This window comes from Flagellimonas pelagia (assembly GCF_003584135.1).
Taxonomy (GTDB): Bacteria; Bacteroidota; Bacteroidia; order Flavobacteriales; family Flavobacteriaceae; genus Flagellimonas; species Flagellimonas pelagia.
This window is the reverse complement of sequence record NZ_QXFI01000026.1, coordinates 547,499-562,213: the sequence shown is the minus strand read 5'-3', so window position 1 is coordinate 562,213 and position 14,715 is coordinate 547,499. Positions and strand designations below refer to the sequence as shown.

Annotated in this window: 18 protein-coding genes; 6 read left to right on the top strand and 12 right to left on the bottom strand. The window is 44.2% G+C overall.

Annotated elements, in window-relative coordinates:
- Together D2V05_RS19705 and D2V05_RS12535 are read left to right on the top strand one after the other, a co-directional pair.
- Positions 1-318: ATP-binding protein (locus tag D2V05_RS19705; RefSeq protein WP_335341105.1), on the top strand; the 318-nt coding region annotated here is incomplete at its 5' end.
- Positions 319-325: 7 nt separating this feature from the next.
- Positions 326-1,078: a LytR/AlgR family response regulator transcription factor gene (locus D2V05_RS12535; RefSeq protein ID WP_119647972.1), complete on the top strand. Its 753-nt coding sequence runs from the start codon at positions 326-328 to the stop codon at positions 1,076-1,078.
- Positions 1,079-1,299: 221 nt separating this feature from the next.
- On the opposite strand, the gene D2V05_RS19700 is transcribed toward D2V05_RS12535, so the two are convergent.
- The 3 genes from D2V05_RS19700 to D2V05_RS12530 are packed head-to-tail and all read right to left on the bottom strand — an operon-like array spanning position 1,300 to position 1,842.
- Positions 1,300-1,461 (bottom strand): hypothetical protein, encoded by a 162-nt coding sequence (locus tag D2V05_RS19700; protein ID WP_183114828.1) that lies wholly within the window; start codon positions 1,459-1,461, stop codon positions 1,300-1,302.
- Positions 1,458-1,601, bottom strand: coding sequence for a hypothetical protein (locus tag D2V05_RS19695; protein WP_183114827.1), 144 nt, complete (start codon positions 1,599-1,601; stop codon positions 1,458-1,460). The genes D2V05_RS19700 and D2V05_RS19695 overlap by 4 nt, the downstream gene beginning before the upstream one ends.
- A 52-nt stretch (positions 1,602-1,653) precedes the next feature.
- A complete protein-coding gene (locus D2V05_RS12530; protein ID WP_119647971.1) occupies positions 1,654-1,842 on the bottom strand; it encodes a hypothetical protein in 189 nt (62 codons plus the stop codon).
- An 86-nt stretch (positions 1,843-1,928) separates the two neighbouring features.
- Here D2V05_RS12530 and D2V05_RS12525 point away from each other — a divergent pair, with 86 nt between their 5' ends.
- Complete coding sequence (locus tag D2V05_RS12525; protein WP_119647970.1) at positions 1,929-2,111, top strand: hypothetical protein; 183 nt, start codon at positions 1,929-1,931, stop codon at positions 2,109-2,111.
- Between the two features lie 44 nt (positions 2,112-2,155).
- Here the strand turns inward: D2V05_RS12525 and D2V05_RS12520 are convergent, their stop codons facing one another.
- The 9 genes from D2V05_RS12520 to D2V05_RS12480 form a co-directional block, all read right to left on the bottom strand.
- A complete protein-coding gene (locus D2V05_RS12520; RefSeq protein WP_119647969.1) occupies positions 2,156-4,039 on the bottom strand; it encodes a SulP family inorganic anion transporter in 1,884 nt (627 codons plus the stop codon).
- A 250-nt stretch (positions 4,040-4,289) separates the two neighbouring features.
- Entirely contained in the window at positions 4,290-4,682 is a 393-nt protein-coding gene (locus tag D2V05_RS12515) for a hypothetical protein (RefSeq protein ID WP_072880122.1), read from the bottom strand.
- A complete protein-coding gene (locus tag D2V05_RS12510) occupies positions 4,679-5,098 on the bottom strand; it encodes a GreA/GreB family elongation factor (protein WP_072880124.1) in 420 nt (139 codons plus the stop codon). The genes D2V05_RS12515 and D2V05_RS12510 overlap by 4 nt, the downstream gene beginning before the upstream one ends.
- Positions 5,099-5,161: 63 nt before the next feature.
- Entirely contained in the window at positions 5,162-6,454 is a 1,293-nt protein-coding gene (locus tag D2V05_RS12505; RefSeq protein WP_108423175.1) for a Glu/Leu/Phe/Val family dehydrogenase, read from the bottom strand.
- A gap of 230 nt (positions 6,455-6,684) precedes the next feature.
- Positions 6,685-7,305, bottom strand: coding sequence for an MCP four helix bundle domain-containing protein (locus tag D2V05_RS12500; protein ID WP_072880128.1), 621 nt, complete (start codon positions 7,303-7,305; stop codon positions 6,685-6,687).
- Positions 7,306-7,440: 135 nt separating this feature from the next.
- Positions 7,441-7,803 carry a hypothetical protein gene (locus D2V05_RS12495; RefSeq protein WP_108423177.1) on the bottom strand — a complete coding sequence of 121 codons (363 nt, stop codon included), beginning with the start codon at positions 7,801-7,803 and terminating at the stop codon, positions 7,441-7,443.
- Positions 7,804-7,832: 29 nt separating this feature from the next.
- Positions 7,833-8,282: a GreA/GreB family elongation factor gene (locus D2V05_RS12490; RefSeq protein WP_119647968.1), complete on the bottom strand. Its 450-nt coding sequence runs from the start codon at positions 8,280-8,282 to the stop codon at positions 7,833-7,835.
- A 210-nt stretch (positions 8,283-8,492) separates the two neighbouring features.
- Positions 8,493-9,824 (bottom strand): sigma-54-dependent transcriptional regulator, encoded by a 1,332-nt coding sequence (locus D2V05_RS12485; protein WP_119647967.1) that lies wholly within the window; start codon positions 9,822-9,824, stop codon positions 8,493-8,495.
- Between the two features lie 2 nt (positions 9,825-9,826).
- Complete coding sequence (locus D2V05_RS12480) at positions 9,827-10,915, bottom strand: sensor histidine kinase (RefSeq protein WP_119647966.1); 1,089 nt, start codon at positions 10,913-10,915, stop codon at positions 9,827-9,829.
- A gap of 286 nt (positions 10,916-11,201) precedes the next feature.
- Between D2V05_RS12480 and D2V05_RS12470 the strand changes: the two genes are divergently transcribed.
- From D2V05_RS12470 to D2V05_RS12460, 3 genes are all read left to right on the top strand, one after another.
- Positions 11,202-11,579, top strand: coding sequence for a hypothetical protein (locus D2V05_RS12470; protein ID WP_119647964.1), 378 nt, complete (start codon positions 11,202-11,204; stop codon positions 11,577-11,579).
- A gap of 87 nt (positions 11,580-11,666) precedes the next feature.
- Positions 11,667-13,727, top strand: a complete 2,061-nt coding sequence (locus D2V05_RS12465; RefSeq protein WP_119647963.1) for a TonB-dependent receptor — start codon at positions 11,667-11,669, stop codon at positions 13,725-13,727.
- A 40-nt stretch (positions 13,728-13,767) separates the two neighbouring features.
- Positions 13,768-14,622 carry a hypothetical protein gene (locus tag D2V05_RS12460; RefSeq protein ID WP_119647962.1) on the top strand — a complete coding sequence of 285 codons (855 nt, stop codon included), beginning with the start codon at positions 13,768-13,770 and terminating at the stop codon, positions 14,620-14,622.
- The last annotated feature ends 93 nt before the right edge of the window (positions 14,623-14,715 follow it).

Below are 14,715 nucleotides of genomic sequence, written 5' to 3'. Positions count from 1 at the left end.
GTTCCCCCGATGATCCTACAGCCCTTTATTGAAAATAGTATATGGCATGGTATTGCCCCCAAAGGGAACACTGGGAAAATTGATATCCAAATCAAGAAAAAGGGAGACATGCTCTTATGCGTGGTGGAGGATAATGGGATCGGTCGGGCCACCGCTTCTATGGATACCAAGGAGAAAAGTTCTTTGGGCGTAAAGATCACCACCAACCGTATCGAGATCATCAACCATATGAAAAACACGGAAGGTTCCATCGACATGATAGACAAGAAAGAAGGCCTGCGTGTGGAAATAAACCTACCTTTGGAACTTCAATTCTGACCTCGCCATGTTAAAAGCCATTATCGTTGATGACGAACAGCACTGCATTTCCCGATTGACGGGTCTTCTGCAGGAAGTTGGCCCGGATATCCAAATACTGGCGAGTTGTAATACCATTTCAGAGGGTAAAATACATATAGAAAAATACAATCCTGATGTGCTTTTTTTGGATGTCCAGCTCGGGAGTACTACCGGGTTTGATTTACTGTCCCAACTAAACCATCTTGATTTTGAACTGATCTTCACCACTTCTTTTGACACTTATGCCCTAAAGGCCATCAAATTTTCTGCCTTGGATTATTTGTTGAAGCCCATTGCCAAAGAAGACCTCCATGAAGCACTACAAAAAGTGAGGGAGAACAAGGACCTCAAAGAGACCACAAAAAAAATTGATGTGCTTTTCCATAATTTTAAGGAGGGGTCGGGAAATTCCAAACGAATTGCCATCCCTACAGTGGATGGGTTCGTCATGGTGGACACCAATGACATAGTCCGACTACAGTCAGATGCCAATTATACCCACATCCATACCTTATCGAACAAAAAAATCACGGCTTCCAAAACCTTAAAATATTTTGAGGGTATTCTTGATGGCAGCAACTTTTTTAGGGTACACAAGTCCCATTTGATCAATCTTTCCTTTGTGGAACATTATCTAAAAGGAAAAGGGGGTTACATTACCTTGACCGATGGGGCCAAAATAGAAGTAGCTGTAAGACGTAGGGACGAGCTCATAAAAAAACTCATTCCAAATTCCTGATTCAAGATTTAGCTATCTCAATGATCCATACACCAAATTTTTCCCAAAAATCTTACAAAAACTTTAGCGCATGGATCCTATCCGGTTCTTGTAGCGTTCGGAAAGATAAGCCTCAGACAAAAACCAGATAAGGCGCTGTCCTACTTTTTGTCATATTCCAGTGTACCTGATCAGTTTGATGGTTTTCTTTACTATGGTCTTGGACTGACTCATTGGGACATTCACCGTCCTGCCCAAAAGTTCCGGCTTTTGTTCTTGGCAATTCTTTGTGTTCTTTTCATTTCAAAGTTCATTTGGCCCGCTATCCTGTCCATGGACATCGAACGATGCGCCTCGCCTCCCTTAAAGTTGGTTTCCTTGTACTCGATTGAAGCCCTTGTCATTGGTTTTGCGTGTTGATACCTGGGATAACCTTTATACTGTTCTGTCCCATTGATTTGATGTACGGGTCAAAGCCCCTCGCCTGTTCCTTGGTTATTATCTTTTCATGTATTTTCTGAATTTCAGACCTGGTCTCCTGCATCTTGTACAGTTTTTCCTGCAATGCTCTCCCTTACCGCGGTAAGTTCCTCATGTCAGGTCATCTGTTGGCTCCGCTTTCCGATAAAGTTGTCATTGTTGGCCTTTCCTTTAAAACCTATCCGGTTCACGTGCAAATGGACGTATATGTGCTCCTTGGCCCGGTGTGCACAGGAATCAGCACCATGTAGACTTTCCCGGGTGTTGTCCCTGATGGGAGAGCGCAAAGTCCTGCTTATTGCCATAATTTGACTCCAAGGCCAGCAATTATAAGGGCATTCTCCATGCGGACAATTTTGCCAACCAATCCCTCGTTGAGTTTAAGGAAGAATTGAACCGCATAAGGGAAAGTGGACAGAACACCTATGATGAAATGGTGGTCGATCTTTACTTCTTGGGCAAGGCCATAGCAAAAAAACAAGGTTTGCTTTTGATATCATCCGGAATCTTTTTGATAGGCATAATAGCAACGATTGCATATTCATTGATCAAGGGCACCGTTATTTTGAACTGACAAGTCTATCCAAAAAAATCTAGTCGTTTGAACCACAGGCAGATCTAATTTTCCTTCGATACATCAACTGTTTGATCCAAGTTGCTTTTTAAATACGCCGTACATGCTTTAAAGTCGATAAATATGCGGTTCTCCGAGATCAATGAAGGAATCAACCGAACGCGTTCCATCATGTACCTGGGCTGTTCCAATAATCCAACAAACAACACTTCGATTCCTGAATTTTTGAGATCGATCAATACATCCTCTAGGGTGTAGAGTCCCGATTGGTCCAAATATTGCATACGGTCCATGCGGATAATGACCGTTGATGCAGAGCGTGGAATCTGTTTGGCCAATTGCTGGAACTCACTGGTAAATCCAAAAAACAGAGGTCCTTTCAAATGTTTGATAAATACCTTTCTTTTTAGGCTTTCCGGAAACGCAGCTTCATCCGCCCAACCCTTCTCTTGCTCCAGGGTCTTCACATCGGAGCGTTCCGCGGTCAAGTCCCCCATTTTTTTCATGAACATCAATGATGCCAATACCAAGCCAACACCAACTGCGTACACCAAGTTCCAAACAGTGGACAACACCATAACCACGAGCATGATGATCACTTCTGAACTAACCTTAAAGGGGCCAATTTTCGTGTCCCTAGGTAGAAACGGAATGGCCTTGAGTCCCTTATAATCTATCACCCCGATTCCGACTGTTACCAAGATGCCTGCCAAAACTGCCGCTGGAATTTTGGATGCCACTGGACCCAATGCCAACAACACCGTCAACAAGAGTACTCCGGCTACCATTCCAGATAATTTGGTTTTACCTCCCGCATTGATGTTCACCACAGTCCGAATGGTGGCCCCTGCTCCAGGCAACCCACCAAAAAATGCCGCAATACTGTTTCCTATTCCCTGCCCGATCAATTCTCTGTTCGGCCTGTGCTGGGTCTTGGTCATATTGTCCGCGACCACCGAGGTCAACAAAGAGTCAATAGCTCCCAATAAAGCAAGTGTAAATGCCGTAAATACATACGGTGTTATGGAATCCAGCCTAAATTGTGTGAACATATCAAAGTGAATTATGGGAAAGCCTCCAGGTATCTGTTCGATGGATCTATAGTCCAGTCCAAGACCATAAGCTACACCTGAAACGACCAATAAAGCTACAAGTGCACTGGGAAGGGACGTCGTTATTTTTTTAAACCCATAAATAATAACAATCGTGCCAAAGGCCAAGGCCAATTCGAGCCAATTGATATGTTGTAATGCCCTTGGAAGCATATTGATGGCACCCATCACACCAGAAGTATCCTTTCCTGCCAGTGCCTTTGCCTCTTTCAAAATATTTTCTTCTGAAACTTCTTCAGATCGGTCGATGGTTTCTTGGAAATCCTCGAGGACAAGCATACTTTCCCTAGATTCCTCTTTAAGGATTTTTCTCAAAATTGATTCTTGGGCCATGGGCCTATACTGATCCACAAGTGCCATGTCCTCTTTGGGATAATACCCCACCAAAGGCAAAATCTGGGTTACAAGGATAATGATCCCTATGGCGGTCATAAAACCGGAAACAACAGGATAGGGAATATATCTGATATACTTTCCGATGCCTACAAGTCCCAATCCTATTTGGACAAGTCCTGCCATCAAAAAGACCATAAGTATTGCTGGCAAAGCTTTCTCAAAATCCCCATCATTGAATGCCAGAATGCTTGTTACCACGACCATGCTGACGGCTGTCATAGGGGCCGTTGGACCAGAAATCTGCGTATTGGTCCCTCCAAAAAGTGCCGCAAAAAAACTGATGAAGATGGCACCATAGAGTCCTGCACTGGGACCCATCCCAGAACTGACACCGAACGCCAACGCCAAAGGGAGGGCTACAATTCCTGCTGTGAGCCCTCCAAATATGTCTCCTCGTAAATTGGAAAAAAAATTCTTCATGTTGTTTGTATGGTTTTTTAAATCCAAATCCGGTACTTTTTACGCCCAGATAACTACAACCAGACATTATTGAATTTTTGTACTAACGTGCTACCGATCCTTGGGTAGGGGTCGCCAAGTAATGGCCAAGGTACTTTCAGAATGGACCATTGGCATTGGTGGCAATGGTCGTTCCCTCCCTGTTTCACCAACAAAGGGTGAAAACCGTATTCTTCATTAAATTTTAATTCTTACGTATTGATCATCCAGGTTACCTTTGATACCTTTCCAAAATTTTTGAAAGCAATATCGTCTTGATCTTGGTATAGGTCTTGATATGGTCCATATAACTATCCCTATTTTTCTCATGGGTGTTCAGATAATAGGCGTCACATTCCGTGGTATCACACTCAATGGCATTTATCATTGTCCTTTCATATCGATACAGGGTGCCCAAGCGAAGTTGGTTATCCCGCTGGATGGCCAAAAGGCTTTGGTTTACCGCAGGGTTTCCCAATAGGCGTTTTTCCAATGGAATCAAATATTGCAGTTCATTATTGATCAACTCCATGGTTTCGGTCCAATTGGAAATCTCCAACTTGTCCTTTTTAACTATGATCTGGCTTATGGACTCGTGAAAATAGGGTCTGTTCACCTGCTTCATAATACCATATTTAGGTTTATGGGTTCATTCTCCTGTTCCACATTTTCAATGGTCAATTTTTGGTTTCCGGAAGGAAACTCCCAAACTAGGGAATCCCCTTTGGCATACCCCATGACCGCTGCTCCCATGGGGGTCAGGATTGAAATATGGTTGTTTTTCACATCGCTCCGACTAGGAAGTACCAATTTGAATTTTTTGTGCCATCCATTTTCGGAAATTATGGTCACCACGGCATTGAACCGGATGACATCATCCGGCATTTCCGCTTCATCCAATATCCGTGCTGTTTCCATTTCACCCACGAGCTTTTTTACCGAGCTCCTAAGGGTATTGTCCTTATAGTATCCTGATAGGTTCATCAACCGCTTCAAAAGGACATATTCTTTTTTTTCAATTACCAAACTACCGTATTTCATTATTTTTCGTTTTATGTTTTAGCCTCCATCACATTCAAATGGAACCCTAAATGGATTATTGGATTATGGAAAAATACCCCTTTGGACATACGTTTCCTCAAGTCGCTCAATGGCAATGATAAAGGCGGCTGTGCGCATATCCACTTTTTTGGATTTCGCCTTATGGACCACTTTGCCAAAGGATTCTCTCATCTTTTTTTCCAATTTTTCCAATACTTCATCCAAATGCCATATTTCTCCGTTGCGATTTTGCAACCATTCAAAATAACTTCCGATTACACCTCCGGAATTACATAGGATATCAGGAATGATATCGACTCCCCTTTTCAAAAGGATTTCCTCGGCCTTTACATCGGTTGGTCCATTGGCTCCTTCAGCGATCAAACGGGCCTTTATCTTCGGGGCATTTTCAACAGTGATCTGGTTTCCCAATGCTGCCGGGATACAGATATCACAGTCCAGACCAAAAAAATCGGCACTGTCCATAGTATTTGCACCACTAAAGCCAAGGACACTTCCCTTATTGGCCTGTACATATTCCAATAATTTTTCAGTGGAGATGCCATCCTCGTTATATATGCTTCCATAGGCATCCTGTACCGCTGTGAGTATTGCCCCCTCCTTTTCCAGAAAGTGTGCGGCCCAATAGCCCACATTGCCAAAACCCTGTACAATGAACCTTTTGTTTTTCAAATCGACCTTTTTGTTTTCTGCCCAAAATTTAATGGTCAGGAACACCCCGTAACCGGTCGCCCTGTCCCTGCCTTCGGAGCCTCCTGCCCCTATGGGTTTTCCAGTGACCACATGTAGGTTCTTTGAACGTTCATTGGGAGATTTGGTGGACATATACGTGTCCAAGATCCAAGCCATGGTCTGGGCGTTGGTGTTCACGTCCGGAGCCGGAATATCCAATTCTGGGCCTATATTGTCCCCAAGGGCATAGGTGAACCGTCTGGTGATCCGTTGCAATTCGTCCTGTGAATACTTTGTCGGATCCAATTGGATACCCCCTTTGGCCCCCCCGTAGGGCAATCCTGCCAATGAGGTCTTCCAGGTCATCCACATGGCCAGTGCCCGCGCAGCATCAATGTCCACTGTAGGATGGTAACGAAGTCCTCCCTTATAGGGGCCCAGGGCATTGTTGTGCTGAACCCGATACCCCGTGAATATTTCCACTTCACCGTTATCCATGCGGACCGGGAAATGGACAATGAACTCGTTGTTCGTCACTTCAAGGATCTTACGGATGTTCTTGTTCAGTTCAATAATGTCCGCTGCATTGTTGAACTGTCTCATGACATTGTCCAACATACCTTGTTTCAGTTGTTTTTTTTCCGATGTTATCGTTGTTGTCATTGTATAAAATTTTGGTTGCACTAGGTGTGCTTAATTACTCATCATTTCATTTGTGACCATTATGGCCGGTCCGTCGCTTTCATCAAGTCGATGGACGTATTCATTACATAATTGGATATTGGTCCTATCCGTACTTAAGGAACAATAGGCCACATGCCTGCACGTTGAGCATAGGCTCCGTACTAATTCTTTCATGGATTCTTTAAATTTTATTAATTGAGATTAGGGTATTAATTCCAATGCACAGGGTTTAGCACTTTTACCGGATAGAACGCCAGTACCAAAATCGATATTCCGATGATGACCAGAAATACCACTTCCAAATTGGACAACATCCTATTGACCCCCAAGGTTTTTTCTGATAGCTGGGTCAGCATGTCACTTTGTTCCAATTGGATTTCCTCAAGGCCATCCAAGGTTTGTCTTATTTGTGCCAATTGTGGCAATACTTTTGCTTCGGCCAACGGTTTCCCCTCTTTTGATGCATTGGTTGTCCCACTGGGTTCCAAATCGGAAAATTGACGGTCCAATCGCTCCAACAGCCTGGCCTCGTCCCGTGTCAACTTGGTTCTGGAAAAATCAGCCAACAAAGCTTTGATTTTTTCAGACCTTTCATTACCCTGCACATACTCACCTTTCAAGAGTGCCACTTCCATCTCATGTGCCATATCCTGTAATTGATAGATATAATCCTGCACCACTATGCGATCATCATAAATGGATTTGACCGATGCTTGTATTGTGGAAAAATATTTCCGGTCCAACAGGTTGGAGCCCAGTACCAACAAAAAAGCGGTGGCCAGGACCAGACCGACCAATATTCGTTGTTTTATTGAAAATTTAGTTTTCATGTTTTAATCATTTAGGTATTACATCAAAGAATTATCCGCTGGATCGAAAATCCACCCGGCCACTACCTTGTTGAGCAAATAACAATTTTGGAAAACCGGGTGGACATCATCAACTAACCACCAATCATAAATCAACTATAAGGTTTGGAGCTCTCCGGACTCCATTGCCCCAAAAAAGTCGACGGCCACTATGCTATGACTGCCAAAGAACCTGTTACCATCAACTCGTTTGATCTTGATCTTTGTGGATCCATCCTTTTTTTCTTTGACGGAAGTCACCACCACTTTTTCCCCTTCCACACGTTTGTAGTTTGCGATACCCCCTCTTTTGATGATAAAGTTCGCCTTGGGGAAGTCAATATACTTGTACTTGTTCGTTTCAGGTTTCCCGATTTCGAATACATCCCCGACTTTGACTTTTGTGTTCGTTTGGGATGCATTGGCCTGTGCATGCAACAGGTTTATAGAAAACAAAAGGACAATTACATATTTAATCATAACCATAATATTTAGAATCAATAAATCACTTACTGTTCGGGTACCATCTTTTGCATGTCACCATCTGAAATGGAGAGTTTGACCTTTTGCCTACCCTGCTTTACTTTTTCGATCATAAAAGATATTTTACTACCGGGAAGGCCATAGGTAATTCGGTCACCTTTGGAGAAACCGATCAATGACGCGCCCAAACTACTGGTCACAGAAATTTGGTTTGTCGTCGGATCTTCTTCGCCAGGAGGTACAAGCCGGAAGGAATCCCGATGGTCCGAGGAACCAACAAGGGTAACCTCGGAATACAGTCGAACAATGTCAGAGGGCATCTGGCCCTCATCCAACACCACAGCATTGTTCAAATTCAGGTCCAAGATCTCCAATACACCTGTATGGATATAATCTTCCCATATACAATTCTGTTTCATGAACTTTCTGGTCATCAGAAAATCATTCTTCTCCAAAATGAGACTGCCATACTTCATAAGGTTCTCTTATTTTCACAAATCTGTCAACCAGTATTGTCCAGATTTGGCACGTTTGGCAATCCAAAGGGCAAAGTCCGTACCCAATGTTCAAAAAAAAGGAGGTTTGATTGTAATCAACTGATTATCAATATACAATTGAATATTAAAAATTTTGGAGTGGAAATGGAAACGGGGTATATTTCCCCAGTCGGTTATTTTATAACCGGTTCAATCCAGCTTATCACGCAAGGTTTTGCGATCTATCTGCAGTATTTCGGCGGCCTTGGTCTTATTTCCCTTTGTGTGCAAGAGTACCTTTTTGATATATTCCTTCTCCATTTCCCTAAGGGGCACAAGACCTTTTTGGGGGAAATCAATCCGGTACTTCAAGAACTCGGGTATATCTTCGATCCCTATGGGGCCATCCGACATGATCACCACGCGCTGGACTATATTTTCAAGTTCCCTGATGTTCCCTGGCCAGTGGTATCGTTCCAAAATCCCTAAGGCCTCAGGGCTAATTCTTGGCAGACGGTCTTTATATTCAACACCATATTTTCGGAGAAACTTTTCCACTAGCAAAGGAATATCGGATTTTCTATCCCGAAGTGGCGGCACATTGATTTCCACAACCGTAAGTCGATAATATAGGTCTTCCCTAAAGTTCTTGTTCTTGATCTCCTCCAAAAGATCCACATTGGTGGCCGCAACAATGCGGATTTCCACTTTTTCCAGTTTTCGGGACCCCACCCTGGTGATTTCCTTTTCTTGAAGTGCACGCAACAGCTTGGTCTGTACCGCCAAACCAGCTGCTCCTATTTCATCCAAAAAAAGGGTTCCTCCTTCGGCGGCCTGAAAGAATCCACTGCGGTTCTCATTGGCTCCTGTAAAGGCACCTTTTACATATCCGAAGAGTTCTGCCTCTAGGAGGTTTTCGGGGATGGCACCACAGTTTACTGCAATGAAAGGTCCTTTGGAAAACTTACCGGAATAATGGATGGCCCTTGCCACCAGTTCCTTTCCTGTTCCACTTTCCCCCGTGATCAGTACAGTGGCCCTATTGTCCCTCACGCGATCTATGATATTGAGGATTTTCTGAAAGGCGTCCGAACTGCCGACCATTCCTTCAAAACGGTTATCACTTATGTCAGGTGTTGATTGTTTCTTTATGGACAAAGGTTGTTCCTCCTTGCTGTACAAGGCCTTTTCAACGGATTGTTTGAGTTCCTCTTTGGTAAAGGGCTTGGTCAAATAATCGATTGCGCCCGATTTGATGACTTCCAAGGCCCCGTCCACCGAAGGATAGCCCGTGACCACCAATTTGGGCATTAGGGGATAATGTTCGTTTGCATATTTCAATAACTGTAGGCCATCCACTTCGGGCATTTGGATATCGGTGATCAAAAGATCAATAACACTATCCTTTAAAATATACAGTGCTTCCTTTACCGAGATGGCCTTATAGACATGGTAATCGAGTCCTTTCAACTGTCTGGAAAGAAGTTCCAGGATGTGAATGTCGTCATCGACAACTAAGATGTTCTCTTTGTGCAGTGCCATACCTAAATTTTGGGAAACTCTAGGGTAAAGATAGTGCCTTTGGGGGTATTGGGCCGGTGTGAGATCGTTCCTTTGTAACTACGCACAATACCGTGTACTACACTTAGACCCAGTCCTGTGCCCTCACCTGTTGGTTTTGATGTATAAAAGGGTTCGAAAATTTTATCCGCATGTTCTGTTTCTATGCCCTGTCCTTCATCCGCAATTCGGATGATGGTCCTGTCGTTTGATTTGTCAAGTTCAATATGTATAGCCCCCTTCGGCGGGGAGTAATAGGCTGCGTTCATGATAAGGTTGAACAGTACTTGGGTCAGTTGAACGGTATTGGCCCGCATTTGGATATGTTCCCGGCCAAAAGATTTGACAATGTTCAGCTGTTTGGCCTTAAGGGATGGTGCCAACAAGCGTAAAACATTTTCCACAACTGCGTTCAGTTCAATCTGTTCCATCTCTTGGGGCATTTCACAAGTAAAGAACATGAGCTTTTTAACGATCTCTCGACTGAAAATAGCATTATCGATAATTTTCTGGAGATCTCTCCTTGTGGCTTCATCTCCAGTATTTTCCACGAGCAGTTCGGCAAAACCTAAAATATTGGCCAAAGGGGTATTGAGTTCATGTGCAATTCCCGCGGTGATCTCACCCATGATGTGGAACCGATCGGCTCGTTCCATTTGTCTTTTGGTTTCCTCTTCCGAATCACGGATGTGTTTGCGTTCCATCAAATTACCGATGGCCAAACAGACATTTTTGAGCAAGGTCCTTTCCTCATCCAAAAAATCTGTTACGCTAAATTCGGCAGAAGGATAGCCCACTGTTATTCGCCCCTCTACTTTGTTGAATATCTTGACATCGGAAGAATGGGAGACCATATCGTTTCCATAATTTTTGGTCTGTACCTGGTAATCTCCGATCGTTATCTGGACCGCTGCTGCCTCAGCAAACTGCCAACCCCGTTTTAAACAATGGGCAATGGCTTCAAGGGAGGTCTCGAGTTCATCATAATTTGAATTCACAATAATGGAGGTAACCTCATAAAGACAGGTCAGTTCCTTGACACGTTCCTTTAATTTTTGTTCTGTATTTGTCATAAAGCCATATATCATTTTTACAATTTAAAAAAACAATTTCCCAATCCTAATGATGGCATACTGGGCGTGGGTAAGGTTCATAAAAACGATCTGTCCCTTTATTGACAAAAATACAACATGGTCGATCATGAAAGCCCACGCCATATATTTAAAACAATTGTCCTGTCCCCTACCCAAACATCTTTTTAACCCATTTACAAAACGAAAATAGATAAAAAAGACATTTTTATCCTCTTTATGACAATTATCATGTCCCCACTTTTTGGTCAACCCTACATTTGTTCCTATGAAACCTTATATAATTCTTTTTGTGGCTCTCATCATGTTGGTCAAACCCCTTTGGCCGGTCATCGAATATGTGGCCAATTATGATTATATAGCAAAGGTGCTCTGCGAGAACAAGGACAGGCCCCAATTGCACTGCAACGGCAAATGCTATCTCGCCAAACAATTGGAGAAACAGCAAAAAGACCAGGACAAGAATCCCTTTGGGGAACAACGATCAAAAACGGAGATCCAACCACTGTTTTTCTTTCAATCCTTATTGGTCTTGAATCTCAGCACTCCTTTTCAGGTATTCCCAAGCAGGAATTCCTTCCTATATCTAGGGATCCATCCCCAACTGTTCATTTGGGATATTTCCCATCCCCCAGAAGTGGTCTGAACAGCTTCCCTGTACACATCCCTACGCATTAAAGCTCGTTGGGGCAGTACCCCAATCCCTTTTTGAATTGATTCAAAACATTTTTCAATGAAAACCATATATCCATATGGGGCATGGTCGGGCCATTTGGGCAATTTGATTTTGGCCCTCTGTCTGGGGATCATACCATTGTCCCCACAAAAGGCCCAAGCCCAAGAACCGATCTTGGCCCCTATCATAGACTCTATTCTCCCTATTGACTTAAAGGAAGTCATCGTCATTTCTTCCTTCAACAAGGGGATTGAACACAAATCCCAACCAAAGCCCCTATCCACATTGGACCAATATTTGGAATCCTCCAAAAAGGTTTCCATGGTCAAACGAGGAGCCTATGCCTGGGATCCCATGCTCAATGACATGACCTCCGAACGGCTGTCCATCACAATAGATGGCATGCGGATCTTTGGGGCCTGTACTGATAAAATGGATCCCATTACCTCCTATGTGGACGTGTCCAACCTTTCGGACATCCAAGTGGAAAGCGGCCAGCAAGGGGCACGGCACGGCAATGTGATCGGGGGCGCCTTGGACATGCGTTTGGAAAAAAGCGATTTTAGGCCTTTGGGATGGACGGGTGCAGTGGAAACCGGCTATGAGAGCAACAATGCGGCCCAGATCGCGGGCGGGGAACTCAACTTTTCGAATCAACGTTTTTATGTGGATATGGACCTCATTTACCGCAAAGCGGACAACTATTCGGCAGGCGGAGGTGAAGAGGTTGCTTTTTCCCAATTTGAAAAATACAACCTCTCCACAAATGCGGGATATAAAGTTTCGGAAAACCAAAAACTGTTGGCCAGTTTCATCTTTGATGAGGCCCGGGACGTAGGGTATCCCGCACTGCCTATGGATGTGTCCCTAGCACGTGCCTTTATCGGCTCCCTGAGCTGGCTACAGGACAGGTTCATCGGCGACCTTGAGAATTGGGAGACCAAACTCTATGCGAACACCATTACGCATATCATGGATGATAGTCAACGCCCCGATGTGCCCATTCGGATGGACATGCCCGGTTGGAGTGACACTTATGGGTTTTACACCCAGACCGAACTGGCCTTGGATGGCCATCATCTTATGGGCAAACTCGACGGCTATTACAACCGTTCCCAAGCGGAGATGACCATGTATCCCAATGATCCCAACGAGCAGGACATGTTCATGTTGACCTGGCCCGACGTGCGGACCTTGAACTCAGGCATCTATTTGGAGGACAAAATTTCGCTTAAAGAAGCTTCGGTGAAGCTATCGACACGCTTGGCACTCCAAACCTTCAATGTGGCCGATGATTTCGGCTTGAATAGCCTTCGCATCTTCTATCCCGATATGGCCCAACGACAGACCCGGGTGCTAAAGAGTGTTTCCACGCACTACCACAAACAGTTCAAGGCACTTCACCTCAGTGGCGGGTTTGCTTATGGGGACCGTGCACCATCGGTTTCGGAAGGTTTTGGGTTCTACCTGTTCAACAGTTTCGACAACCACGACTATATTGGGAATCCAGACCTTAAGAATGAAAAGGCCCTAGAGGCCAATTTTAAAATGGCTTTGCCTATAAAAAATCTAAACATCGCCGTGGAAGGCAATTATTTCCATACTTGGGATTACATCATTGGAGAGATCCATCCCGAACTGGACGTTATGACCATTGGTGCCGATGGGGTCAAGGTATATACCAATCTGGACCATGCCAACCTTTACAATGTGTCCTTGGACATGACATACAAACTCATATCGGAACTGGATTGGAGTGGGTTGGTCTCCTATCACAGGGGTACCGATCAAAATGGTCGTAACCTGCCCTTTATCAGTCCGCTGGCCTATAGCTCCCGACTTACCTATGGTCATGGAAACTTTTCTGGAACCCTGACCCTTTCCGGGGCCTTGGACCAAAGCGATTTCAGTCCAGACTTTGGTGAGGACCGCACACCGGCATATACCCTATTGTCATTATCCCTGGGCAAAACCTTTTCCATAGGAGGTGACACCCTGTATGCCAAAGTGGGTATCGAGAACATTTTTGACCGGTATTATTCCACTTATACCGACTGGAACAATATCCCCCGCATGGGAAGGAACTTTTTCATGACTCTATCCTATGCCATCAATTGATCATAAAACTTTTTTACCAATTCCATTTAAAACCCTAACAATGAAAAATATAAAATCCATTTTCGCCCTTCTTGTACTTTCCTTGGGAATCGTATCGTGTTCCGATGGTACGGATGACCCTCTTCCAGTAGCGGACGATCCCCTTGAGGGATTCAACTTGATAGGTAGTTTCGAGACCAATGGCCATGCCCTGGAAATCTATTCCGAACAGGAGGGGTTTACCACAGGATACAATGAACTGTTCATCCGCATTAAGGAACTATCGACGGGGAACTATGTATCCGATGCCACGATACATTGGAACCCGGTCATGCATATGACCGATAAGACCCATTCCTGCCCAAGATCCGAAATTTCAACAACGGGAGAGGATACCGTCTATAAGGGCTTTATCGTCTTTCAAATGGCCAGTAACGATGATGAGTATTGGGAACTGGACCTGGAATACAGTTTTGGGGGCTCTACCTACACCACCACCGAGCAGATAACCGTCAATGCCCCTTCCGACGGAAAAAGGACGGTGAATGTGTTCACCGGAACGGACAATGTAAAATATGTACTGGCCATGATGCCCCTGACACCCGAAGTCGCCGTGAACAATCTATCCGCGGTCCTCTTTAAAATGGAGACCATGATGAGCTTTCCCGCAGTTGCGGATTACACGGTGGCCATAGATCCCAGAATGCCCAGTATGGGCAACCATAGTTCCCCGAACAATGAAGATCTGCTCTTTGATGCCGATACTGGCATCTATTCCGGAAAACTGTCCTTGACCATGACCGGCTATTGGAAGATCAATCTAAAACTTCTCAATGACCAAGAGGATGTCCTCAAAGGTGAGGACGTTACCGAAGAAAATGAAGGAAGCAGTTTATTTTTTGAAATTGAATTTTAAAGCTGTTGTTTGCGCTTTTATTCGTTTGTTTGAAAGGTCATCCCATTGTGGATGACCTTTTTGATGACTGGTATGGCTTAAATTAAAAAAGCA

Excerpts from the sequence above, each read along its gene's own strand:
- D2V05_RS12535 (WP_119647972.1), top strand. The coding sequence starts at position 326 with ATGTTAAAAGCCATTATCGTTGATGACGAACAGCACTGCATTTCCCGA.
- D2V05_RS19700 (WP_183114828.1), bottom strand. The coding sequence starts at position 1,461 with ATGACAAGGGCTTCAATCGAGTACAAGGAAACCAACTTTAAGGGAGGC.
- D2V05_RS19695 (WP_183114827.1), bottom strand. The coding sequence starts at position 1,601 with ATGCAGGAGACCAGGTCTGAAATTCAGAAAATACATGAAAAGATAATA.
- D2V05_RS12530 (WP_119647971.1), bottom strand. The coding sequence starts at position 1,842 with ATGGCAATAAGCAGGACTTTGCGCTCTCCCATCAGGGACAACACCCGG.
- D2V05_RS12520 (WP_119647969.1), bottom strand. The coding sequence starts at position 4,039 with ATGAAGAATTTTTTTTCCAATTTACGAGGAGACATATTTGGAGGGCTC.
- D2V05_RS12515 (WP_072880122.1), bottom strand. The coding sequence starts at position 4,682 with ATGAAGCAGGTGAACAGACCCTATTTTCACGAGTCCATAAGCCAGATC.
- D2V05_RS12510 (WP_072880124.1), bottom strand. The coding sequence starts at position 5,098 with ATGAAATACGGTAGTTTGGTAATTGAAAAAAAAGAATATGTCCTTTTG.
- D2V05_RS12505 (WP_108423175.1), bottom strand. The coding sequence starts at position 6,454 with ATGACAACAACGATAACATCGGAAAAAAAACAACTGAAACAAGGTATG.
- D2V05_RS12500 (WP_072880128.1), bottom strand. The coding sequence starts at position 7,305 with ATGAAAACTAAATTTTCAATAAAACAACGAATATTGGTCGGTCTGGTC.
- D2V05_RS12495 (WP_108423177.1), bottom strand. The coding sequence starts at position 7,803 with ATGATTAAATATGTAATTGTCCTTTTGTTTTCTATAAACCTGTTGCAT.
- D2V05_RS12490 (WP_119647968.1), bottom strand. The coding sequence starts at position 8,282 with ATGAAGTATGGCAGTCTCATTTTGGAGAAGAATGATTTTCTGATGACC.
- D2V05_RS12485 (WP_119647967.1), bottom strand. The coding sequence starts at position 9,824 with ATGGCACTGCACAAAGAGAACATCTTAGTTGTCGATGACGACATTCAC.
- D2V05_RS12480 (WP_119647966.1), bottom strand. The coding sequence starts at position 10,915 with ATGACAAATACAGAACAAAAATTAAAGGAACGTGTCAAGGAACTGACC.
- D2V05_RS12470 (WP_119647964.1), top strand. The coding sequence starts at position 11,202 with ATGAAACCTTATATAATTCTTTTTGTGGCTCTCATCATGTTGGTCAAA.
- D2V05_RS12465 (WP_119647963.1), top strand. The coding sequence starts at position 11,667 with ATGAAAACCATATATCCATATGGGGCATGGTCGGGCCATTTGGGCAAT.
- D2V05_RS12460 (WP_119647962.1), top strand. The coding sequence starts at position 13,768 with ATGAAAAATATAAAATCCATTTTCGCCCTTCTTGTACTTTCCTTGGGA.